General features: G+C 57.6%; 20 protein-coding genes. 16 read left to right on the top strand and 4 right to left on the bottom strand.

Annotation, left to right across the window (positions count from 1 at the left end):
• Positions 1 to 115 precede the first annotated feature (115 nt).
• A complete protein-coding gene (smpB, locus tag ACQ4OB_RS14630) occupies positions 116 to 598 on the bottom strand; it encodes an SsrA-binding protein SmpB (RefSeq protein WP_008149046.1) in 483 nt (160 codons plus the stop codon).
• A gap of 118 nt (positions 599 to 716) precedes the next feature.
• Between smpB and ACQ4OB_RS14625 the strand changes: the two genes are divergently transcribed.
• From ACQ4OB_RS14625 to ACQ4OB_RS14615, 3 genes are read left to right on the top strand one after another with little or no spacing between them, the layout of a single operon-like run.
• Entirely contained in the window at positions 717 to 2,120 is a 1,404-nt protein-coding gene (locus ACQ4OB_RS14625) for a sodium-dependent transporter (protein ID WP_074873646.1), read from the top strand.
• A gap of 7 nt (positions 2,121 to 2,127) precedes the next feature.
• On the top strand, positions 2,128 to 2,562 hold the full coding sequence (locus tag ACQ4OB_RS14620) for a type II toxin-antitoxin system RatA family toxin (RefSeq protein WP_033058141.1): 435 nt from the start codon (positions 2,128 to 2,130) through the stop codon (positions 2,560 to 2,562).
• The gene (locus ACQ4OB_RS14615) at positions 2,555 to 2,869 is read left to right on the top strand and encodes an RnfH family protein (protein WP_102616064.1); all 315 of its coding nucleotides are present in this window, start codon (positions 2,555 to 2,557) and stop codon (positions 2,867 to 2,869) included. Before ACQ4OB_RS14620 ends, ACQ4OB_RS14615 begins: the two co-directional genes overlap by 8 nt.
• Before the next feature lie 61 nt (positions 2,870 to 2,930).
• Here the strand turns inward: ACQ4OB_RS14615 and ACQ4OB_RS14610 are convergent, their stop codons facing one another.
• Positions 2,931 to 3,458, bottom strand: a complete 528-nt coding sequence (locus ACQ4OB_RS14610) for an outer membrane protein assembly factor BamE (protein WP_074873650.1) — start codon at positions 3,456 to 3,458, stop codon at positions 2,931 to 2,933.
• Between the two features lie 97 nt (positions 3,459 to 3,555).
• On the opposite strand from ACQ4OB_RS14610, the gene fur reads away from it, so the two are divergent.
• A complete protein-coding gene (gene fur, locus ACQ4OB_RS14605; RefSeq protein ID WP_003197684.1) occupies positions 3,556 to 3,960 on the top strand; it encodes a ferric iron uptake transcriptional regulator in 405 nt (134 codons plus the stop codon).
• Between the two features lie 75 nt (positions 3,961 to 4,035).
• Here the strand turns inward: fur and recN are convergent, their stop codons facing one another.
• A complete protein-coding gene (gene recN, locus ACQ4OB_RS14600) occupies positions 4,036 to 5,709 on the bottom strand; it encodes a DNA repair protein RecN (protein ID WP_430955921.1) in 1,674 nt (557 codons plus the stop codon).
• Between the two features lie 241 nt (positions 5,710 to 5,950).
• Between recN and grpE the strand changes: the two genes are divergently transcribed.
• The 8 genes from grpE to ACQ4OB_RS14560 all read left to right on the top strand — a co-directional run bounded on the left by grpE (position 5,951) and on the right by ACQ4OB_RS14560 (position 16,417).
• Complete coding sequence (gene grpE / locus ACQ4OB_RS14595; RefSeq protein WP_074873654.1) at positions 5,951 to 6,517, top strand: nucleotide exchange factor GrpE; 567 nt, start codon at positions 5,951 to 5,953, stop codon at positions 6,515 to 6,517.
• A gap of 102 nt (positions 6,518 to 6,619) precedes the next feature.
• The gene (dnaK, locus tag ACQ4OB_RS14590) at positions 6,620 to 8,536 is read left to right on the top strand and encodes a molecular chaperone DnaK (protein ID WP_074873656.1); all 1,917 of its coding nucleotides are present in this window, start codon (positions 6,620 to 6,622) and stop codon (positions 8,534 to 8,536) included.
• A 297-nt stretch (positions 8,537 to 8,833) separates the two neighbouring features.
• On the top strand, positions 8,834 to 9,958 hold the full coding sequence (gene dnaJ / locus ACQ4OB_RS14585; RefSeq protein WP_074873658.1) for a molecular chaperone DnaJ: 1,125 nt from the start codon (positions 8,834 to 8,836) through the stop codon (positions 9,956 to 9,958).
• A 9-nt stretch (positions 9,959 to 9,967) separates the two neighbouring features.
• Positions 9,968 to 10,774 carry a 4-hydroxy-tetrahydrodipicolinate reductase gene (gene dapB / locus ACQ4OB_RS14580; RefSeq protein ID WP_074873660.1) on the top strand — a complete coding sequence of 269 codons (807 nt, stop codon included), beginning with the start codon at positions 9,968 to 9,970 and terminating at the stop codon, positions 10,772 to 10,774.
• A 260-nt stretch (positions 10,775 to 11,034) separates the two neighbouring features.
• On the top strand, positions 11,035 to 12,171 hold the full coding sequence (carA, locus tag ACQ4OB_RS14575) for a glutamine-hydrolyzing carbamoyl-phosphate synthase small subunit (protein ID WP_046045784.1): 1,137 nt from the start codon (positions 11,035 to 11,037) through the stop codon (positions 12,169 to 12,171).
• A 118-nt stretch (positions 12,172 to 12,289) separates the two neighbouring features.
• Positions 12,290 to 15,511: a carbamoyl-phosphate synthase large subunit gene (carB, locus tag ACQ4OB_RS14570; protein ID WP_430955920.1), complete on the top strand. Its 3,222-nt coding sequence runs from the start codon at positions 12,290 to 12,292 to the stop codon at positions 15,509 to 15,511.
• Positions 15,508 to 15,984 (top strand): transcription elongation factor GreA, encoded by a 477-nt coding sequence (greA, locus tag ACQ4OB_RS14565; protein WP_019651075.1) that lies wholly within the window; start codon positions 15,508 to 15,510, stop codon positions 15,982 to 15,984. The genes carB and greA overlap by 4 nt, the downstream gene beginning before the upstream one ends.
• A gap of 28 nt (positions 15,985 to 16,012) precedes the next feature.
• A complete protein-coding gene (locus tag ACQ4OB_RS14560; protein WP_074873667.1) occupies positions 16,013 to 16,417 on the top strand; it encodes an MFS transporter in 405 nt (134 codons plus the stop codon).
• Between the two features lie 9 nt (positions 16,418 to 16,426).
• Here the strand turns inward: ACQ4OB_RS14560 and ACQ4OB_RS14555 are convergent, their stop codons facing one another.
• The gene (locus ACQ4OB_RS14555) at positions 16,427 to 16,735 is read right to left on the bottom strand and encodes a YhbY family RNA-binding protein (protein ID WP_008005472.1); all 309 of its coding nucleotides are present in this window, start codon (positions 16,733 to 16,735) and stop codon (positions 16,427 to 16,429) included.
• Positions 16,736 to 16,840: 105 nt separating this feature from the next.
• On the opposite strand from ACQ4OB_RS14555, the gene rlmE reads away from it, so the two are divergent.
• The 4 genes from rlmE (at position 16,841) to glmM (ending at position 21,800) form a co-directional block, all read left to right on the top strand.
• A complete protein-coding gene (gene rlmE / locus ACQ4OB_RS14550) occupies positions 16,841 to 17,470 on the top strand; it encodes a 23S rRNA (uridine(2552)-2'-O)-methyltransferase RlmE (RefSeq protein ID WP_008005470.1) in 630 nt (209 codons plus the stop codon).
• Between the two features lie 202 nt (positions 17,471 to 17,672).
• Positions 17,673 to 19,586, top strand: a complete 1,914-nt coding sequence (ftsH, locus tag ACQ4OB_RS14545; RefSeq protein WP_076028695.1) for an ATP-dependent zinc metalloprotease FtsH — start codon at positions 17,673 to 17,675, stop codon at positions 19,584 to 19,586.
• Positions 19,587 to 19,594: 8 nt separating this feature from the next.
• Positions 19,595 to 20,446: a dihydropteroate synthase gene (gene folP, locus ACQ4OB_RS14540; RefSeq protein ID WP_102616059.1), complete on the top strand. Its 852-nt coding sequence runs from the start codon at positions 19,595 to 19,597 to the stop codon at positions 20,444 to 20,446.
• 16 nt (positions 20,447 to 20,462) lie between these two features.
• Positions 20,463 to 21,800, top strand: a complete 1,338-nt coding sequence (glmM, locus tag ACQ4OB_RS14535; protein WP_076028694.1) for a phosphoglucosamine mutase — start codon at positions 20,463 to 20,465, stop codon at positions 21,798 to 21,800.
• Positions 21,801 to 21,815 lie beyond the last annotated feature (15 nt).

Here is a 21,815-nt window from a genome sequence, read left to right as displayed (position 1 = left end):
ATTGTGGCGAGGGAGCTTGCACCCGCTCGACTGCGCAGCAGTTGCCGGCAGTCGTCAAGCGAGGGCTGCTTCGCACCCCAGCGGGAGCAAGCTCCCTCGCCACAGGGCAGGAAGATTAATCTTCCTTGCCCTTGTTGCGCACCGCGCGCTGCAACTCGCGACCGGCGTCGCGCTCGCGTTCGGTATCACGCTTGTCGTATTCCTTCTTGCCCTTGCCCAGAGCGATCTCGCACTTGACCATGTGCTTGCTCCAGTACCAGGACAGGCATACGCAGGCGTAACCTTTTTGCTGCACGGCCGTGGCCAGTTTTTCCAGCTCGCGCCGGTTGAGCAGCAATTTGCGGGTGCGGGTCGGATCAGCGATGACGTGGGTGCTGGCGGTCATCAGTGGCGTAATGTGGCTGCCGAGCAGCCAGGCTTCGCCATCCTTGAGCAATACGTAACTGTCAACCAGTTGCAGCTTGCTTGCCCGCAGACTTTTTACTTCCCAGCCGGCCAGGACCAGACCAGCCTCGAACTTATGCTCGATGAAGTAATCGTGTCGCGCCTTTTTATTTTGCGCGATGGTCCCTGTTGGGTGTTTCTTCTGTTTAGCCATAGGGGCGGCATTATAGGGAGTTGCACGCGAGTCGGCTACGGTATCGCTACGTGCTTGAGCAGGTTGATTGAATCCCGGACAATGCGGCCTCTTTTTTGAACGCTTGGGCGTGATAACGATGTCGACAGACAAGGTTTCTGTCCACGGCAGTTGGGCTAGCCGCTGGGTCTTCATACTCGCCGCGACCGGTTCGGCCGTGGGCCTGGGTAGTATCTGGAAATTCCCGTACATGGTCGGTGTCTATGGCGGCGGCGCCTTCGTGCTGATGTTCCTGGCCTGTATCGCGCTGATCGGTGTGCCGGTCATGCTGGCCGAAACCCTGATCGGCCGTCGTGCACGTCAAAGCCCGGCCAACGCCTTGAAGGTATTGGCGCTGGAAGCCGGGCATTCGGGCAAATGGTCCTGGGGCGCATTCGCCGGGATGATCACGGCGTTGCTGATCCTGTCTTTCTATAGTGTGGTGGGCGGCTGGTCGCTGGATTACATCATCGACATGGGCCGTGGCGACTTCCAGGGTGCAACACCTGATGAGGTCGGCGCTTATTTCGGCAATGTGATCGCTGATCCGTGGCGCCTGACACTTTGGCACACGATTTTCATGCTGCTATCGGCCGTAGTGATCGCCAAAGGCGTGGTCGCGGGGCTGGAACGCAGCTTGCGAATCATGATGCCGCTGCTGTTTGTGATGGTGCTTGTTCTGCTGGGCTACAGCATGACTACCGGGCATTTCATGGAAGGCGTGCATTTCATGTTCGACTTCCACCCGGAAAAAGTACTCGACGGTTTGCTGCCAGCCATGGGGCACGCGTTCTTTTCACTGAGCGTGGGCGTCGGTTCGATCATGATCTACGGCGCGTATATGCCAAAGAATTCATCGATTTCCGGCACCATTGTCGGCGTGGCACTGCTCGATACCTTCGTTTCCCTGGTGGCCGGTCTGGCGTTGTTTCCGATTGTGTTCGCTGGCGGCCTGAACCCAAGCGAAGGTCCTGGCTTGATGTTCGTCAGCCTGCCCTTTGCGTTTGGTAACGTAGCGTTCGGCCAGTTGATGGGCGTAGTGTTCTTCGTGCTCGTAGCGATTGCAGCCTGGAGCTCCGCAATTTCCCTGCTTGAGCCGATGGTGGCTTACCTGGTTGAGCGCACGAAAGTCAGCCGCGCATGGGTTACTTTTTGGCTGGCCTTCATTTGTTGGTTTGTCGGTCTGGGCACGGTGTTTTCCTTCAATATCTGGAAGGAAGCCAAGTTTTTCGTGAACGAAGGCGGGATGTTCCACCTCTATCAATGGGGCGCGGCCGGTGGCCTGGACTTCTTTGGTGTGATCGATTTCTTCACCTCGCGAATCATGTTGCCACTCGGTGGTTTGTGTTTCGTGGTGTTTGCAGGCTGGGTGATGGGCCGTGAAGCGGTACGCGACGAATTGTCGATCCGCAACCCTGCGCTGTTCGCCCTGTCCCTGTTCTTGATGCGCTATGTGGCGCCCATCGGCATTCTCGTAGTATTTGCCGCCCAGCTGTGGAAGTGACGCTGACATGACGACACACATTCAACGTTCGGCCCTGCTGCCGTATCCGGCGCAAGCGCTGTATGACCTGGTCAACGACGTGGCGCGTTACCCGGAATTTCTGCCGTGGTGCTCATCGGCCGAAGTCCTGGAGAGTTCTCCCGAGCATATGCGCGCTAGCGTCGGCGTGGCCAAGGGTGGTCTCAGCCAGCATTTCGTAACGCGCAACACGCTGGTGCCTGGGCATTCGATCGAGATGAACCTCGAGGAAGGGCCGTTCAATCAATTGCATGGCGTCTGGGTGTTCAAGCCCTTGGGCGAGAAAGCCTGCAAGATCAGCCTGGACCTGTCGTTCGATTACGCCGGGCCGATTGTGCGCGCGACCTTGGGGCCGTTGTTCAATCAGGCGGCCAATACGCTGGTGGATGCTTTCTGCCAGCGCGCCAAACAGATGCATGGTTGAGTCGATGATTGAGGTTGAAGTGGTGTATGCCGCCGTTGATCGTCAAGTGCTCATGTCGGTAACTGTGCCGGCAGGAACGACTGTGCGGGCGGCTTTGCTCAAGTCAGGCATCGGCGAGGCGTTTTCCGAGCTGGATCTGGCCAGCTGTCCGGTGGGGATCTTCGGTAAAGTCATTGCTGATCCGGACAAACATCTTGTCCAGGCTGGAGATCGCATCGAAATATACCGGCCATTGCAGGCTGATCCGAAAGAAGTTCGTCGGTTGCGCGCAGCCAAAGCTGCTGAGGCCAAAACCCGGAATCAATGATTCGCTTAAATGCTGGACAATAAAAAACCCGGACATGCCGGGTTTTTTATTGCGTCGCAAATTATTGCGGCGAGGTTTCCAGAGGTTCTGGAGTCGGGACTGGAACGGTTTCTACACCGTCGACATCCTTCTGGATCTGGTCCAGCAACGAACCTGGCTTGACCGGTTTCTCCGGTTTCGGCGTCTCGACGTTTTCTGCTGGTGCAGCAACTGTAGTGCCGCTGTCCTTGCCGAGAATGGCTTCGTCGCGGCTCACGCCTGGCATGAAATCGCCAGAGAGGCTGACAAGTTGGTCATTTGGGTTGAAGATAACGCTAATGCGTTCCTGTTGGCGTTCACCGCCACCCGGTTGCAGGCTGTACAGATAATCCCAGCGATCGGCATGGAACGTGTCGGTCAACAGAGGGTTGCCCATGATAAACCGTACTTGCTTGCGGGTCATTCCCGGGCGTAACTGGTCTATCATGTCCTGCGTGACGACATTGCCCTGCTGGATGTCGATTTTGTAAACCCCGGGGAATGAACAACCGGCGAGTGCGAGCAGTCCCACAAAGGTGAAACTGGTTAGCAAGAGCTTGGTGTTTTGCATCGGTGGGCGACTTCCACTATCTTGGCTGGGACAACGTAAACGCCGATCATACCCGCATTAAGAGAAGCTGCGAAGCAGCATCGCGAGAAAGCTGACCATGGTTGAAAATAGCGAACTACGCAAAGCCGGCCTCAAAGTGACCCTTCCACGGGTCAAAATTCTGCAAATGCTCGATTCCGCCGAGCAACGCCACATGAGTGCCGAGGACGTCTACAAGGCGCTGATGGAGGCTGGTGAGGACGTCGGTCTGGCCACGGTTTACCGTGTCCTGACCCAGTTCGAGGCAGCTGGCCTTGTGGTGCGACACAACTTCGACGGGGGCCATGCGGTCTTCGAGCTGGACGACGGCAAGCATCACGACCATATGGTCAACGTCGAGACCAGTGAAGTGATCGAATTCTTCGACGAAGAAATCGAGCGACTGCAGAAAGCAATCGTCGACAAGTATGGCTTCGAGATGGTGGATCACAATCTCGTACTGTACGTACGCAAGAAAAAGTAAGCATGTCGCGCGAACTTAAGGTTCGCGAAACGAGCGAAGGCGACCCCAGGGTCGCCTTCGTGCTTTCTATCGATCTTAAATTTTTGCGGTGACGACCATTTTCCTGGCGTGAGCCAGAGATTCCTTTGTAAGGTCGATGCCTCCCAGCATTCGCGCGACTTCTTCGACACGATCGTTCTTGCTCAACTTGGCGACGGCTGTGTGAGTGGCATCTTCGCCGCGCACTTTGTGTACGAATAGATGTTGATGTCCCTGTGCAGCTACTTGCGGTAAGTGAGTGACTGTCAATACCTGCCCGCGCTCCCCAAGTCGACGCAACAACTGGCCTACGATTTCGGCGGTTGGACCGCCGATGCCCACGTCTACTTCATCGAACACCAGGGTCGGTACCCGGGAGGTTTGCGCGGTGATCACTTGAATTGCCAGGCTGATCCGTGACAGTTCGCCGCCGGATGCCACTTTTGCCAGCGCTTTCAAAGGTTGGCCCGGGTTAGCGCTCACCAGCAGCTCTACCTGCTCAAGACCATTGGGTAGCAGTTCATCGCTACTGTTGGGGCGCAGCTCGATAGTGAAGCGCCCACCAGGCATGCCCAGTCGCTGGATTTCATGCTCCACGGCGCTGGCAAGGCTGCTTGAGGCCTGATGACGCAAATCGCTGAGCTCGCGAGCCTTTTCCTGATAATGACGGGCATAGGAGGCCAGTTCATCGCTCAGTCGCTCGATGGATTCGTCATTGGCGTTCAGGGTTTCGATTTCATCCAGCAAGCGCTGCTGCATCTCGGCCACTTCGGTCGGCCGGATGCGGTGTTTGCGTGCCATGGTATAGATCGCATCAAGGCGTTCCTCCAGGTACTGAAGACGCGCTGGATCGGCATCGAAGTTATCAAGGAAGCGGTTCAGTTCTCCCACGGCTTCTTCGACCTGGATCTGTGCGCTGGTCAGCAGGCTGCTGGCTTCGCCCAGGGCGCCAATCGAATTATTGACGCTCGAAAGGCGATTGAGGCTGGCAGTAAGGGCGTTCAGCACATTCCCGGAGTCACTTTCGCTGCATTGTTCGACCACTTGCCGACAAATGCCCAGCAGGGTTTCGGCGTTAGTCAGGTTCTTGTGTTCCTGTTCCAGCTGCTCCAGCTCATTTTCGCCGAGGCCGAGGTTTTCCAGTTCCTCGAGTTGATAGCTGAGCAATTGATGGCGGGCGCGCTGCTCATCGCCGGAATTGGAAAGACGTTCCAGCTCCTGGCGGGTCTGGCGCCAGCGTTGGGCGGCCAGATGTACCTGACGGGCAAGGTCTGTTGCACTCGCGTATTCATCGAGCAGGCGGCGGTGCGTGTCGGTCTTGAGCAGGGATTGATGTTCATGCTGGCTGTGGATATCAATCAGCAGTTCACCCAGGGCCTTGAGGTCGCCGAGGGGGCAAGGCGTGCCGTTGATATAGCCGCGTGAGCGTCCTTCGGCGGTGATCACCCGGCGCAGAATGCACGGGCCGTCGCTCTCCAGGTCGCGCTCGGCCAGCCAGGCACTCGCTTCTGGAATATCGACCAGATCGAAGGTTGCCAGGATATCGGCCTTGTCGGCACCGGGACGGACCACGCCGCTGTCGGCCCGATCGCCCAGGGTCAGGCCGAGGGCGTCGAGCATGATCGACTTACCGGCGCCGGTTTCCCCAGTGATCACGCTCATCCCGCGATCAAGTTCGAGATCGAGATGTTCAACGATGGCGTAGTTATGTACGGAAAGGTGCACCAGCATGAAGGCCGCTCCCAGGGTTTAGGTCTGGTTATTTATACAGTGTTTTGTTTCTGGCTGACAATGCCCTCCCTTAGCTCGATTTGCTTGGCCCGACGAAATCCTTAGTGCACCCAGGAATGACAATGCAGCTGTTTTTTGTAGGGTTAATAAATAAGCGCCCCTTGAAGCTGGATTTTGCGGCCCCATATAGCTGGGCAGAAGCGTGAGTTGAGCTCGCGGACGATATTGAAAGGAGAAATCTATGGCTGACGAACAGACAGTGGATACGCAAAATCTAGACGCAGATCAGGCTGCCCAGGATTCGGGTGATGAGCTGGCGGCTCGTATTCAAGTGCTCGAAGAGCAATTGGCTGGTGCTCATGATCAGGCTTTGCGTGTAGCGGCTGATCTGCAGAACGTCCGCCGTCGCGCCGAGCAGGATGTGGAAAAGGCTCACAAGTTCGCCCTGGAGAAATTCGCCGGTGACTTGTTGCCGATCATCGACAGCCTGGAGCGTGGTCTGGAATTGTCCAGCCCGGACGACGAAAGCATTCGTCCAATGCGCGAAGGCATCGAGCTGACCCTGAAAATGTTCCAGGACACCCTGAAGCGTTATCAGCTGGAAGCGATCGATCCGCATGGCGAACCGTTCAACGCCGTTCAGCATCAGGCAATGGCCATGCAGGAAAGCGCCGACGTCGAGCCGAACAGCGTGCTCAAGGTGTTCCAGAAGGGCTATCAGCTCAACGGTCGCCTGTTGCGCCCGGCCATGGTCGTGGTCAGCAAGGCGCCGGCACCGGTTTCGCCTTCGATTGACGAGCAGGCTTGAAATTAGCCGCAAGGCCCCCATTTAGAAGTCAAGCGTTTAAGTGCTACCGCAGTTAGCCACCACTGCTGCGGCAACCAAATCCAAAGTTTCGGGAGAGTTAACATGGGCAAAATTATCGGTATCGACCTGGGGACTACCAACTCCTGCGTCTCCGTGCTTGAAAACGGCGTAGCCAAAGTTATTGAAAACGCTGAAGGCACGCGTACCACGCCGTCGATCATCGCTTATGCCAACGATGGTGAAATCCTCGTTGGTCAATCGGCCAAGCGTCAGGCTGTGACCAATCCGCACAACACCCTGTATGCGGTGAAGCGTCTGATCGGTCGTAAGTTCGACGAAGAAGTCGTACAGAAAGACATCAAGATGGTCCCGTACAAAATCGCCAAGGCTGATAACGGCGATGCGTGGGTTGAAGTGAACGGCCAGAAAATGTCGCCGCCACAAATCTCGGCTGAAATTCTGAAGAAAATGAAGAAGACCGCCGAAGATTACCTCGGCGAGCCAGTGACCGAAGCGGTAATCACCGTTCCGGCCTACTTCAACGACAGCCAGCGTCAAGCCACCAAAGACGCCGGCCGCATCGCGGGCCTGGACGTAAAACGTATCATCAACGAACCAACCGCAGCTGCTCTGGCTTACGGTATGGACAAGGCGAAGGGCGATCACACCGTGATCGTTTACGACTTGGGCGGCGGTACTTTCGACGTTTCCGTGATCGAAATCGCTGAAGTCGATGGCGAGCACCAGTTCGAAGTTCTGGCCACCAACGGTGACACGTTCCTGGGCGGTGAAGACTTTGACATTCGCCTGATCGACTACCTCGTTGACGAATTCAAGAAAGAAAGCGGCATGAACCTTAAAGGTGACCCGCTGGCCATGCAGCGCCTGAAAGAAGCCGCTGAAAAAGCCAAGATCGAGCTGTCTTCGAGCAATTCGACCGACGTGAACCTGCCGTACATCACTGCAGACGCCACCGGTCCTAAGCACTTGAACGTGAAAATCTCCCGCGCCAAGCTCGAAGCGCTGGTAGAAGACCTGGTTCAACGCACCATCGACCCTTGCCGCATCGCTCTGAAAGACTCCGGCATCGACATTGGCGCCATCAACGACGTGATCCTGGTCGGCGGTCAGACCCGTATGCCACTGGTTCAGAAGCTGGTGACCGAGTTCTTCGGTAAAGAAGCGCGTAAAGATGTGAACCCGGACGAAGCCGTTGCCATGGGTGCTGCTATCCAGGGCGCAGTATTGGCCGGTGACGTGAAAGACGTTCTGCTGCTGGACGTTAGCCCGCTGACCCTGGGTATCGAAACCATGGGTGGCGTGATGACCGCGCTGATCGAGAAAAACACCACGATTCCTACCAAGAAATCGCAAGTGTTCTCGACTGCCGACGACAACCAGGGCGCTGTGACCATTCACGTGCTGCAAGGTGAGCGTAAGCAAGCCGCACAGAACAAGTCCTTGGGCAAGTTCGACCTGGCCGAGATTCCACCAGCACCACGTGGCGTGCCACAAATTGAAGTGACCTTCGACATCGACGCCAACGGCATTCTGCACGTAGGCGCCAAAGACAAGGCTACCGGCAAGACTCAGTCGATCGTGATCAAGGCCAACTCCGGTCTGTCCGAGGAAGAGATTCAGCAGATGATTCGCGATGCTGAAGCCAACGTCGACGCAGATCGCCAGTTCGAAGAGCTGGCAACCGCTCGCAACCAGGGCGATGCGCTGGTTCACTCGACGCGCAAAATGGTTGCAGACGCTGGCGATAAAGTGACTGCTGAAGAGAAGACTGCAATCGAAGCCGCTGTGGTTGCGCTGGAAGCCGCTGTCAAAGGCGACGACAAGGCCGCGATCGAAGCCAAGGTTGAAGAGTTGTCGAAAGTCTCCGCTCCAGTAGCGCAGAAGATGTACGCCGAGCAGGCTCAACCTGCTGAAGGTGCTGCACCGCAAGGCGAATCGGCCGAGAAGGCTGACGACGTCGTCGACGCTGAGTTCGAAGAAGTCAAAGACCACAAGTAAGTTGTTGGTCGGCCGGTTGACTGCCTTTAGGCGGTGACTGGTAGGATGTCGCCGCGCGGGGGCTTGCTCCCGCGTTGGCGTGTCTGGAGTTAGCGAATTTTTACAGCGTGCGACAAGGCTCGTGTGTTGGCGGTATGGCCGGAAATGCTCCTGCTTTTCGAGCCGAAAGTACCGCAATGAATCAAAGACCAGGATCGTTGAATTGACGTGAGTTGGGTCCGGGCCTGTATTGGGGCTCAACGAGTTTGGCAAGGCTCAGGAGGGGTTTGCCGAACGTCCTTAAGAGTGCAAAGACTTATGGCAAAGCGTGACTATTACGAAGTGTTGGGTGTTGAGCGTGGCTCTAGCGAAGCAGACCTGAAAAAGGCCTACCGTCGCCTGGCGATGAAGCACCACCCGGACCGTAATCCTGATGACAAAGCGTCGGAAGATATGTTCAAGGAGGCCAACGAGGCCTACGAAGTCCTGTCCGATTCCAGCAAGCGCGCGGCGTACGACCAGTACGGTCATGCCGGTGTCGACCCAAGCATGGGTGGCGGCGGTGCCGGGTTTGGCGGTCAGAACTTCTCCGACATCTTTGGTGATGTCTTTAGCGACTTCTTTGGTGGCGGTCGCGGCGGTTCTCGTGGCGGCGCTCAGCGCGGTAGCGACCTGCGTTACACCCTGGAACTGAATCTGGAAGAAGCGGTGCGCGGTACAACCGTGAATATCCGTGTTCCGACATTGGTCAACTGCAAGCCGTGCGACGGTTCGGGTGCCAAGAAAGGCTCCTCGCCGATCACTTGCCCGACCTGTGGCGGTATCGGTCAAGTCCGTATGCAGCAGGGCTTTTTCTCGGTGCAGCAGACATGCCCGCGCTGCCATGGCCAGGGCAAGATCATTTCCGATCCGTGCGACTCGTGCGACGGTCAAGGTCGTGTCGAAGAGTACAAAACCCTCTCGGTGAAAGTGCCGGCCGGCGTCGATACCGGTGACCGCATTCGTCTGTCCGGCGAAGGCGAGGCGGGGGCTCAGGGTGGTCCGACTGGCGACCTGTACGTGGTGATCAACGTGCGTGAGCACGCGATCTTCCAGCGCGACGGCAAGCACCTGTTCTGCGAAGTGCCTATCAGCTTTGTCGATGCTGCGCTGGGTGGTGAGCTGGAGATTCCGACCCTTGATGGTCGAGTCAAACTGAAAATCCCTGAAGGGACTCAGACCGGCAAGCAGTTCCGTGTTCGCGGCAAGGGCGTTGCGCCAGTGCGCGGCGGCGGTGCTGGTGACTTGATGTGTCGTGTGGCGGTCGAAACCCCGGTCAACCTGGGTCGTCGTCAGCGCGAGTTGCTGGAAGAGTTCCGCAGTTCGCTGGCGGAAAACAACAGCCATTCGCCTAAAACCACGGGTTGGTTCGAAGGTGTGAAGCGCTTCTTCGGCGATTTGTAAGGAGTCGGCATGCGACGTATAGCTGTGATGGGCGCTGCCGGGCGCATGGGCAAGATTCTGGTCGAGGCGGTGCAGCAACGCGCGCCGCTGACCGGGCTGACGGCAGCCATCGTTCGCCCCGGCAGTACGCTGATTGGCGTGGACGCCGGTGAACTGGCCTCGCTGGGGCGTATCGGTGTTCCGTTGTCCGGCAATCTGGACGCGGTGGCTGATGAGTTCGACGTGCTGATCGACTTCACCCTTCCGGAAGTCATGCTGAAAAACCTCGCGTTCTGCCGTAAGGCGGGCAAGGCCATGGTGATCGGCACGACAGGGCTGGACGTCGCGCAGAAGCAGCTGCTGGCCGAGGCCGGCAAGGATATCCCGATCGTGTTCGCAGCCAATTTCAGTGTCGGTGTAAACCTGTCACTGAAGCTGCTCGACATGGCTGCTCGTGTGCTGGGTGATGACGCGGATATCGAGATCATCGAGGCTCATCATCGGCACAAGATCGATGCGCCTTCAGGTACTGCTCTGCGTATGGGTGAAGTCATCGCAAGTGCCCTGGATCGTGATCTGCAGAAGGTTGCGGTGTATGGCCGTGAAGGTCATACCGGTGTTCGCGAACGTGAAACGATTGGCTTTGCCACTGTTCGCGGTGGTGATGTGGTCGGCGACCATACGGTGCTGTTCGCCTGTGAGGGTGAAAGGCTGGAGATCACGCATAAAGCGTCCAGTCGCATGACCTTCGCCAAGGGCGCGGTACGTGCCGCGTTGTGGTTGGACGGTCGTGAGCCAGGTCTTTATGACATGCAAGACGTCCTCGATCTGCGTTAAGATGCGCCCCGAAATCGGGTTCAAAGAGAGTGTTTGAGCCCGGTTTTACTCCGCCAAGCGACGTCCTGTCGCATTCCTCGGCCTTTAAGGCTCATTGGCGGTAGACCAAAAAAGCCTTTTTCTGTAAGCTACAGCTTTAGTGTGTCCACTAAAAGCGCGCAGAATAATTCGGTGAAGAAGCGGGGTGACGTGTCCATACGTCACTCCGCTTTTTTACAACCTGCGATCGCCCTTTCAGGCTTTATTTACGGGAGGTCTTCTTGACTAAGCCAGCCATACTCGCCCTTGCTGATGGCAGCATTTTTCGCGGCGAAGCCATTGGAGCCGACGGTCAAACCGTTGGTGAGGTGGTGTTCAACACCGCCATGACCGGCTATCAGGAAATCCTTACCGATCCTTCCTACGCCCAACAGATCGTTACCCTGACTTACCCGCACATCGGCAACACCGGCACCACGCCGGAAGACGCCGAGTCCGACCGCGTCTGGTCCGCGGGCCTGGTTATCCGTGACCTGCCACTGGTTGCGAGTAACTGGCGTAACACGATGTCTCTGTCTGACTACCTGAAAGCCAACAACGTTGTGGCAATCGCCGGTATCGACACTCGCCGCCTGACGCGCATCCTGCGTGAAAAAGGCGCGCAGAACGGCTGCATCATGGCCGGTGACAACATTTCAGAAGAGGCCGCCATCGCCGCCGCCCAGGGTTTCCCTGGCCTCAAAGGCATGGACCTGGCGAAAGTCGTCAGCACCAAAGAGAAGTACGAGTGGCGCTCGACTGTCTGGGATTTGAAAACCGACAGCCACGCGACCATCGAAGCCTCCGAGCTGCCGTACCACGTGGTGGCCTACGACTACGGCGTCAAGCTGAACATCCTGCGCATGCTGGTCGAGCGCGGTTGCCGCGTGACCGTAGTGCCTGCACAGACGCCGGCTGCTGAAGCGCTGGCCTTGAAGCCGGACGGCGTGTTCCTGTCCAACGGCCCTGGTGACCCGGAACCTTGCGACTACGCGATCCAGGCGATCAAGGATGTGCTGGAAACCGAAATTCCGGTCTTCGGTATCTGCCTTGGTCACCAACTGCTGGCCCTGGCCTCCGGTGCCAAGACCCTGAAAATGGGGCACGGCCACCACGGTGCCAACCACCCGGTCCAGGACCTGGATACCGGTGTGGTGATGATCACCAGCCAAAACCACGGTTTTGCGGTAGATGAAACGACCTTGCCAGCCAACGTTCGCGCGATCCACAAATCGCTGTTCGACGGCACCCTGCAAGGCATCGAGCGTACCGACAAGAGCGCCTTCAGCTTCCAGGGTCACCCTGAAGCCAGCCCTGGCCCGAACGACGTAGCACCCCTGTTCGATCGCTTCATCAATGAAATGGCCAAGCGACGCTAATCGCTTGCCGTGATGTAGCAAAGCTTGAGGGCGGTCCCGACACCGGTGGCCCCCTCAAGACTTCAAAGATTGAACAAGACGGCTTGCCGACTGACCTGCGGATTTGAGTGACAAACCCATGCCAAAACGTACAGACATTAAAAGCATCCTGATTCTCGGCGCTGGCCCGATCGTGATCGGCCAGGCCTGCGAATTCGACTACTCCGGCGCCCAGGCCTGTAAAGCCCTGCGCGAGGAGGGTTACCGCGTCATCCTGGTGAACTCCAACCCAGCGACCATCATGACCGACCCGGACATGGCCGACGCGACCTACATCGAGCCGATCAAGTGGCAGACCGTTGCCAAGATCATCGAGAAAGAGCGTCCGGACGCGCTGCTGCCAACCATGGGTGGCCAGACCGCTCTGAACTGCGCACTGGATCTGGAGCGCGAAGGCGTTCTGGAGAAGTTCGGCGTAGAGATGATCGGCGCAAACGCTGACACCATCGACAAGGCCGAAGACCGTTCGCGCTTCGACAAGGCGATGAAATCCATCGGCCTGGACTGCCCGCGTTCGGGTATCGCCCACAGCATGGAAGAGGCCAACGCGGTCCTCGAGAAGCTCGGCTTCCCGTGCATCATCCGTCCGTCCTTCACCATGGGCGGCACCGGTGGCGGTATCGCTTACAACCGTGAAGAGTTCGAAGAAATCTGCGCCCGTGGTCTGGATCTGTCGCCGACCAAAGAGCTGCTGATCGACGAATCCCTGATCGGCTGGAAAGAATACGAAATGGAGGTTGTCCGCGATAAGAAGGACAACTGCATCATCGTTTGCTCGATCGAAAACTTTGACCCGATGGGCGTGCACACCGGTGACTCGATCACCGTTGCTCCGGCACAGACCCTGACGGACAAGGAATACCAGATCATGCGTAACGCCTCGTTGGCGGTACTGCGTGAGATCGGCGTGGAAACCGGCGGCTCCAACGTCCAGTTCGGCATCTGCCCGGACACTGGTCGTATGGTCGTGATCGAGATGAACCCGCGTGTATCCCGCTCCTCGGCACTGGCCTCGAAAGCCACTGGTTTCCCGATTGCGCGCATCGCCGCCAAGCTGGCGATCGGCTACACCCTGGACGAGCTGCAGAACGAAATCACCGGCGGCGCTACTCCTGCATCCTTCGAGCCGTCCATCGACTACGTCGTGACCAAGCTGCCACGCTTCGCCTTCGAAAAATTCCCGAAAGCCGACGCACGCCTGACCACTCAAATGAAGTCGGTCGGTGAAGTCATGGCCATCGGCCGGACCTTCCAGGAATCCCTGCAGAAAGCCCTGCGCGGCCTGGAAGTGGGCGTTTGCGGCCTGGACGAGAAGCTCGACCTGAGCAACCCGGAAAGCATGAGCATCCTCAAGCGCGAACTGACCGTGCCGGGTGCCGAGCGTATCTGGTACGTGGCTGATGCCTTCCGCGCCGGCCTGTCGGTCGAAGACATCTTCGGCATGAACATGATCGACCCGTGGTTCCTGGTGCAGATCGAAGATCTGATCAAGGAAGAAGAGAAGGTCAAGACCCTTGGTCTGGCCAGCATCGACCGCGACTTGATGTTCCGCCTAAAGCGCAAAGGCTTCTCCGACATGCGTCTGGCCAAGCTGCTGGGCGTGACCGAGAAGGCGCTGCGTCGCCACCGTCACAAGCTGGAGATCTTCCCGGTCTACAAGCGCGTTGACACCTGCGCGGCCGAGTTCGCCACCGACACCGCCTACATGTACTCGACTTACGAGGAAGAGTGCGAAGCTGTACCGTCGGGCCGCGACAAGATCATGATCCTCGGCGGCGGTCCAAACCGTATTGGCCAGGGCATCGAGTTCGACTACTGCTGCGTACACGCGGCACTGGCCCTGCGCGAAGACGGTTACGAGACCATCATGGTCAACTGCAACCCGGAAACCGTTTCCACCGACTACGACACCTCTGATCGCCTGTACTTCGAGCCAGTGACCCTGGAAGACGTGCTGGAAATCTGCCGCGTCGAGAAGCCGAAGGGCGTGATCGTCCAGTACGGCGGCCAAACCCCGCTGAAACTGGCTCGCGCCCTGGAAGAAGCTGGCGTACCGATCATCGGCACCAGCCCTGATGCTATCGACCGTGCCGAAGACCGTGAGCGCTTCCAGCAAATGGTTGAGCGCCTGAACCTGCGTCAGCCGCCAAACGCCACCGTGCGCAGCGAAGACGAAGCAATTCGTGCCGCTGCCAAGATCGGTTACCCGCTGGTGGTTCGCCCGTCCTACGTACTGGGCGGCCGTGCGATGGAAATCGTCTACGAAGAAGAAGAGCTCAAGCGCTACCTGCGCGATGCGGTGAAAGTGTCCAACGACAGCCCGGTGCTGCTCGACCACTTCCTCAATTGCGCCATCGAAATGGACGTGGATGCGGTCTGCGACGGCACCGACGTGGTGATCGGCGCGATCATGCAGCACATCGAGCAGGCTGGCGTTCACTCCGGTGACTCCGCATGCTCCCTGCCGCCGTACTCGCTGCCTGCACACATCCAGGACGAGATGCGCGAACAGGTCAAGAAAATGGCCCTGGAACTGGGTGTTGTCGGCCTGATGAACGTTCAGTTGGCGCTGCAAGGCGAAGACATCTACGTCATCGAAGTCAACCCGCGCGCCTCCCGTACCGTACCGTTCGTGTCCAAGTGCATCGGTGTTTCCCTGGCAATGATCGCGGCTCGCGTGATGGCCGGTAAAACCCTGAAGGAAATCGGCTTCACCAAAGAAATCATTCCGAACTTCTACAGCGTGAAAGAGGCGGTGTTCCCATTCGCCAAATTCCCTGGCGTGGACCCGATCCTGGGCCCAGAGATGAAGTCCACCGGTGAAGTGATGGGCGTGGGCGACACCTTCGGCGAAGCGTTCGCCAAGGCCCAGATGGGTGCCAGCGAAGTGCTGCCGACCGGCGGAACTGCGTTCATCAGCGTGCGTGATGACGACAAGCCACTGGTTGCAGGCGTGGCGCGTGATCTGATCAACTTGGGTTTCGAAGTGGTCGCCACTGCCGGTACTGCCAAGCTGATCGAAGCCGCAGGCCTGAAAGTGCGTCGTGTGAACAAGGTGACCGAGGGTCGTCCGCACGTGGTCGACATGATCAAGAACGACGAAGTCACTCTGATCATCAACACCACCGAAGGCCGTCAGTCGATCGCTGACTCCTATTCCATTCGTCGTAATGCCTTGCAGCACAAGATTTACTGCACCACAACTATTGCTGCTGGCGAAGCTATCTGCGAAGCGCTGAAGTTCGGTCCCGAGAAGACCGTGCGCCGCTTGCAGGATCTACACGCAGGATTGAAGGCATGATCAAGTATCCAATGACCGTCAAGGGCGCGAAGGCCCTGGAAGAAGAACACGCTCACCTGACCAAGGTCGTCCGTCCGAAGCTCAGCCAGGACATCGGTACGGCCCGCGAGTTGGGTGACTTGAAAGAAAACGCCGAATACCACGCTGCTCGCGAGCAGCAAGGTATGGTTGAGGCGCGGATTCGTGACATTGAAGGCCGGATTCAGAATCAGGTCATCATTGATGTCACGACCATTCCTCACACCGGGAAAGTGATTTTCGGCACCACCGTTGAAATCGCCAATGTCGAGACTGACGAGCGCGTCACTTACCACATCGTGGGTGAGGATGAGGCTGACTTCAAACTCGGCAAGATTTCGGTCGGCTCGCCACTGGCTCGCGCCTTGATTGCCAAGGAAGAGGGTGATGTGGTTGCCGTGAAAACGCCTGGCGGCGTTATCGAGTACGAGATTGTCGAAGTTCGCCACATCTAAACGCAGGCGCCCGCTACGTGCGGGCGCCATGCTTTGGCAGCTCGCTCAGATGTTGTGGGTGGGTGGTCTGTGGCTGTTGCATATCGGTCTGCTGCCGGTGCTGGGCAAAATTGGCCTGGCGCCGCTGCTGATCGACGAAATTGCAGGCATGTTTGATGCGCTGATGGTGGGGTTCGCCGCAGCGTGTGTGATCTTTCAGGCTTTGGTGCTGGTTCAGGCCGAGGGCCTTGCCAGTCTATGGCGGGATATTCGCGGGCAACTGCTGCTGATGGCGCTGTATGCGTGTGCGATGTATGTCGCGGTGCGTATTGGCTGGCCGGATGCCGTGCGTTGGCAGGTGTTCAGCTATCTTGTCCTGGGTTTTTCCGGACTGGTGCTGGTGTTGCAGCCGGTGCCAGGGTGGGGTGCCAGGGTGCGCGAAGCACACCCTTGACCCTTGTCATCACTTGAAGCGATGAACGTTCGACAGCTGCTTGTTGACGCTGAAGTTCTTGCGGTAAATCAGTGCCATCTTGCCGATGACCTGAACCAGGTCCGCTTTGCCGACCTTGCACAGTTCTGCAATGTTCGCCAGGCGCGACTCGCGATCGAGGATGTTGAGCTTGATTTTAATCAGCTCGTGATCCGCCAACGCGCGTTCAAGTTCGGCTAACACACCTTCAGTCAAGCCGTTGTCAGCCACAGTCAAAACTGGTTTCAGATGGTGGCCAATGGATTTGTACTGTTTCTTCTGCTCTTGAGTGAGCGGCATAATCTGACCCCTGCGTCTGATCTTGTAAAAAGCGGCGGCCAGTTTACCCGAGCGAGTCCGGGACCGCCCAATTAATCACGACCCGTTTTATTTTCGAGGTGGCCTGTGGCCCGTTCCAAGACAAGCCTTAAGTGGCTGCAAAGACATGTCAATGATCCCTATGTGAAGCAGGCGCAGAAGGATGGTTACCGCTCGCGTGCGAGTTACAAGCTTCTGGAGGTCCAGGAGAAATACAAGCTGATCCGTCCGGGTATGAGCGTTGTCGACCTGGGTGCGGCGCCCGGCGGCTGGTCGCAGGTCACTAGTCGGCTGATCGGTGGTCAGGGGCGTCTGATCGCCTCGGACATCCTGGAAATGGACAGCATTCCGGACGTGACTTTCATCCAGGGTGACTTCACCCAGGACGAAGTGCTCGCTCAGATCCTTGAAGCCGTGGGTAATTCGCAGGTGGACCTTGTGATTTCCGATATGGCCCCCAATATGAGTGGTACGCCTGAGGTGGACATGCCAAAAGCCATGTTTCTATGTGAGCTGGCTCTTGATCTGGCGGCTCGGATACTCAAGCCGGGTGGTAATTTCGTGATCAAGGTGTTTCAGGGCGAAGGGTTTGATGCTTACGTGAAGGACGCTCGTCAGAAATTCGACAAGGTTCAGATGATCAAGCCGGACTCTTCCCGTGGCAGTTCCCGCGAGCAATACATGCTGGCTTGGGGCTATCGCGGCCGTAGTGAGTAAATCGAGGTTTTTTTGCGGGTCGATAGGTTTTTCGTATTTCGCCCCGTGAGCATTAGCGAATACTGTGTAGAAAGTGTTTCACAAAGGGTTACAGACGGCGCCTGCCAGAGCCGTAGGTAATGTAGTAAGTTAGGCCGGTGAATATCATGCGAAGCGCGCGCCATTAGCGGAGCTTGCTTCAGAGGGTAGTTAATTGAACGATATGGCAAAGAATCTGATCCTGTGGTTGATCATCGCGGCTGTCCTGGTGACAGTGATGAACAACTTCTCCAGCCCTAACGAGCCGCAGACCCTCAACTATTCCGATTTCATCCAGCAGGTCAAGGATGGAAAGGTCGAGCGCGTAGCGGTTGATGGCTACGTGATTACCGGCAAACGCAACGATGGCGACAGCTTCAAGACGATTCGTCCGGCAATCCAGGACAACGGTCTGATTGGCGACCTCGTGGACAACCATGTCGTAGTCGAAGGCAAGCAGCCTGAACAGCAAAGCATCTGGACTCAACTCCTGGTCGCTAGCTTCCCGATCCTGGTGATCATCGCCGTGTTCATGTTCTTCATGCGGCAGATGCAGGGCGGCGCCGGTGGCAAGGGCGGGCCAATGAGCTTCGGCAAGAGCAAGGCACGCCTGCTCTCCGAAGATCAGGTGAAAACCACCTTGGGCGACGTTGCCGGTTGTGACGAAGCCAAGGAAGAGGTTGGTGAGCTGGTCGAGTTCCTGCGTGATCCGGGCAAATTCCAGCGTCTGGGCGGTCGCATTCCTCGCGGTGTGCTGATGGTGGGTCCTCCTGGTACCGGTAAAACCTTGCTCGCCAAGGCGATTGCCGGCGAAGCCAAAGTGCCGTTCTTCACCATTTCCGGTTCCGACTTCGTTGAAATGTTCGTCGGTGTCGGCGCGAGCCGTGTTCGAGACATGTTTGAACAGGCCAAGAAACACGCGCCATGCATCATCTTCATCGATGAAATCGACGCCGTCGGTCGCCACCGTGGCGCCGGCATGGGTGGCGGTCACGACGAGCGCGAGCAGACTCTCAACCAGTTGCTGGTAGAGATGGACGGCTTTGAAATGAATGACGGCATTATCGTCATCGCTGCAACCAACCGTCCGGACGTACTGGACCCTGCGCTGCTGCGTCCGGGCCGTTTCGACCGTCAGGTCGTCGTCGGTCTGCCGGATATCCGTGGTCGCGAGCAGATTCTCAAGGTTCACATGCGCAAAGTGCCAATGGGTGACGACGTCGCTCCGGCTGTGATCGCTCGTGGTACCCCAGGTTTCTCTGGTGCTGACCTGGCTAACCTGGTGAACGAGGCGTCGTTGTTCGCGGCCCGGGCTGGCAAGCGCATCGTCGAAATGAAAGAGTTCGAATTGGCCAAGGACAAGATCATGATGGGCGCCGAGCGCAAATCCATGGTTATGTCCGAGAAAGAGAAGCAGAACACCGCTTACCACGAGGCTGGCCACGCAATTGTTGGTCGTGTCGTGCCTGAGCATGATCCGGTCTACAAGGTGTCGATCATCCCGCGCGGACGTGCGCTGGGTGTGACCATGTTCCTGCCGGAAGAAGATCGCTACAGCCTGTCCAAGCGTGCATTGATCAGTCAGATCTGCTCGTTGTACGGCGGCCGTATTGCTGAAGAAATGACCTTGGGCTTCGACGGCGTCACCACCGGTGCGTCCAACGACATCATGCGTGCCAGCCAGATTGCACGGAACATGGTCACCAAGTGGGGCTTGTCGGAAAAACTCGGCCCGTTGATGTACGCAGAAGAAGAGGGCGAGGTTTTTCTCGGTCGCGGCGGTGGCGGTCAGGGTGCAAGCTTCTCCGGTGAGACAGCCAAGTTGATCGACTCCGAAGTACGCAGCATCATTGATCAGTGCTACGGCACGGCCAAGCAGATCCTCACCGATAACCGTGACAAGCTCGATGCCATGGCTGATGCCTTGATGAAGTACGAAACGATCGACGCTGATCAGATCGACGACATCATGGCGGGTCGTACGCCTCGTGAGCCTCGCGACTGGTCAGGCGGCGGCGCCGGTAGCTCCGGAACGCCTCCGGTGGCACAGGATCCGCGTCCGGAAACACCGATCGGCGGTCCGGCTGCTGACGTTTAAGGTTTGAAATGACTTCTGTTCAGTCCTCGACCCGGTTGCCTTGCGGCAATCGGGTTCTTGATTTAGCCCTGACGCATGTCATGGGTATTCTCAATGTCACTCCCGATTCCTTCTCTGATGGCGGCCAATATAGCCAGCTCGATGCGGCCTTGCGTCATGCCGAGGCTATGGTGGCGGCTGGCGCGACGTTGATTGATGTTGGTGGCGAATCGACCCGGCCAGGTGCCAGGGTGGTTTCACCGCTGGAAGAGCTTGAGCGCGTAGCTCCGGTCGTCGAGCGAATTCACCGGGAGCTGGATGTCATTATCTCGGTCGACACTTCGACGCCAGCTGTGATGCGCGAAGCTGCACGACTTGGCGCAGGGTTGATCAATGACGTGCGTTCTCTGCGGCGCGATGGCGCTCTGGATGCGGCTGCGGCCACTGGCCTGCCAGTCTGTCTGATGCATATGCTTGGTGAGCCGGGCGACATGCAGGATAATCCGCAGTATCGGGATGTCACGAAAGAGGTGGGCGAGTTTCTCGCCGAGCGCATGGCCCAGTGTGCGTCGGTAGGAATTACAGCGGACCGGATCATCCTTGATCCGGGCTTTGGCTTCGCAAAAACCTTGCAACACAATTTAAGCTTGTTCAAACATATGGAAGCCTTGCATGCATTGGGGCGGCCCCTGTTGGTCGGGGTTTCGCGAAAGAGCATGATCGGTCAGGCTTTGAATCGCCCGATTGGCGAGCGTCTATATGGCGGTCTGGCGCTGGCAGCGCTGGCTTCGGTTAAGGGGGCGCGTATATTGCGCGTCCATGATGTGGCCGAAACTGTCGATGTGGTGCAAATGATCGCTGCAGTAGAATCAGCCGAATAAGAATGATGGAGTACTTATGACTAAGAAATACTTTGGTACCGACGGCATTCGTGGTCGGGTGGGCGAGTATCCGATTACTCCTGACTTCATGCTCAAGCTCGGCTGGGCTGCGGGCATGGCGTTCCGCAAAATGGGCGCCTGTAAGGTGTTGGTGGGCAAGGACACCCGGATTTCCGGATATATGTTCGAGTCTGCGCTCGAGGCCGGACTTACTTCAGCGGGTGCCGATGTCATGCTCTTGGGGCCGATGCCTACACCGGCCATCGCCTACTTGACGCGTACCTTCCAGGCCGAAGCGGGTATCGTCATCAGTGCCTCGCACAACCCTCACGATGACAATGGCATCAAGTTTTTCTCCGGGAAAGGCACCAAGCTTCCTGATGAAGTCGAACATATGATCGAAGAGTTGCTCGACACGCCGATGACCGTGGTCGAGTCGAGCAAGATCGGCAAGGTATCGCGCATCAACGATGCTTCAGGTCGCTATATCGAATTCTGCAAAAGTAGCGTCCCTACAGGCACCAGTTTCGCGGGCTTGAAGATCGTGATCGACTGCGCTCACGGCGCGACCTACAAGGTGGCTCCGAGTGTATTCCGTGAGCTGGGAGCCGAAGTCGTTGTACTTTCTGCTCATCCTAATGGCCTGAACATCAACGAAAACTGCGGTTCGACCCATATGGAGCCGCTGCAAGCTGCCGTCTTGGCCGAGCATGCTGATTTGGGTATCGCCTTTGACGGTGATGGCGACCGCGTTCAGATGGTTGACCATACCGGTGCTGTCGTCGACGGTGATGAGTTGCTGTTCATCATTGCTCGCGACCTGCATGTGCAGGGCAAGTTGCAGGGCGGCGTGGTCGGTACGCTGATGAGTAACCTGGGGTTGGAATTGGCCCTGGCGGATCTGGCAATTCCTTTTGTGCGGGCCAATGTTGGCGACCGGTACGTAATCTCCGAGTTGCTGGAGCGCAATTGGCTGGTGGGTGGTGAAAACTCGGGGCACATTGTCTGCTTCAACCACACCACCACCGGTGACGCGATCATTGCTGCATTGCAGGTATTGATGGCGCTGAAGACTCGCTCCGAGGGGCTTGCGCAATCGCGTCAGGCGCTGCGCAAGTGTCCTCAGGTGCTGATCAATGTTCGATTCGGCGGCGGTGCGAGCCCTCTTGATCACCCGTTCGTCACAGAGGCAAGCGAGCGCGTTACCCAGGCCATGGCTGGTCGTGGGCGCGTGCTGCTGCGCAAGTCCGGGACGGAACCGCTGGTGCGGGTCATGGTCGAAGGCGAGGACGAAAAACAGGTTCGCGGCTATGCCGAAGAGCTGGCAAAACTGGTTACTGAAGTTTCTGCCTGATTTCGGCTTGCCAGC

The organism is Pseudomonas sp. ES4 (genome assembly GCF_050586665.1).
GTDB classification, from domain to species: Bacteria; Pseudomonadota; Gammaproteobacteria; order Pseudomonadales; family Pseudomonadaceae; genus Aquipseudomonas; species Aquipseudomonas frederiksbergensis.
The sequence above is the reverse complement of the archived record's forward strand: the minus strand, read 5'-3'. Positions and strand labels throughout refer to the sequence as shown.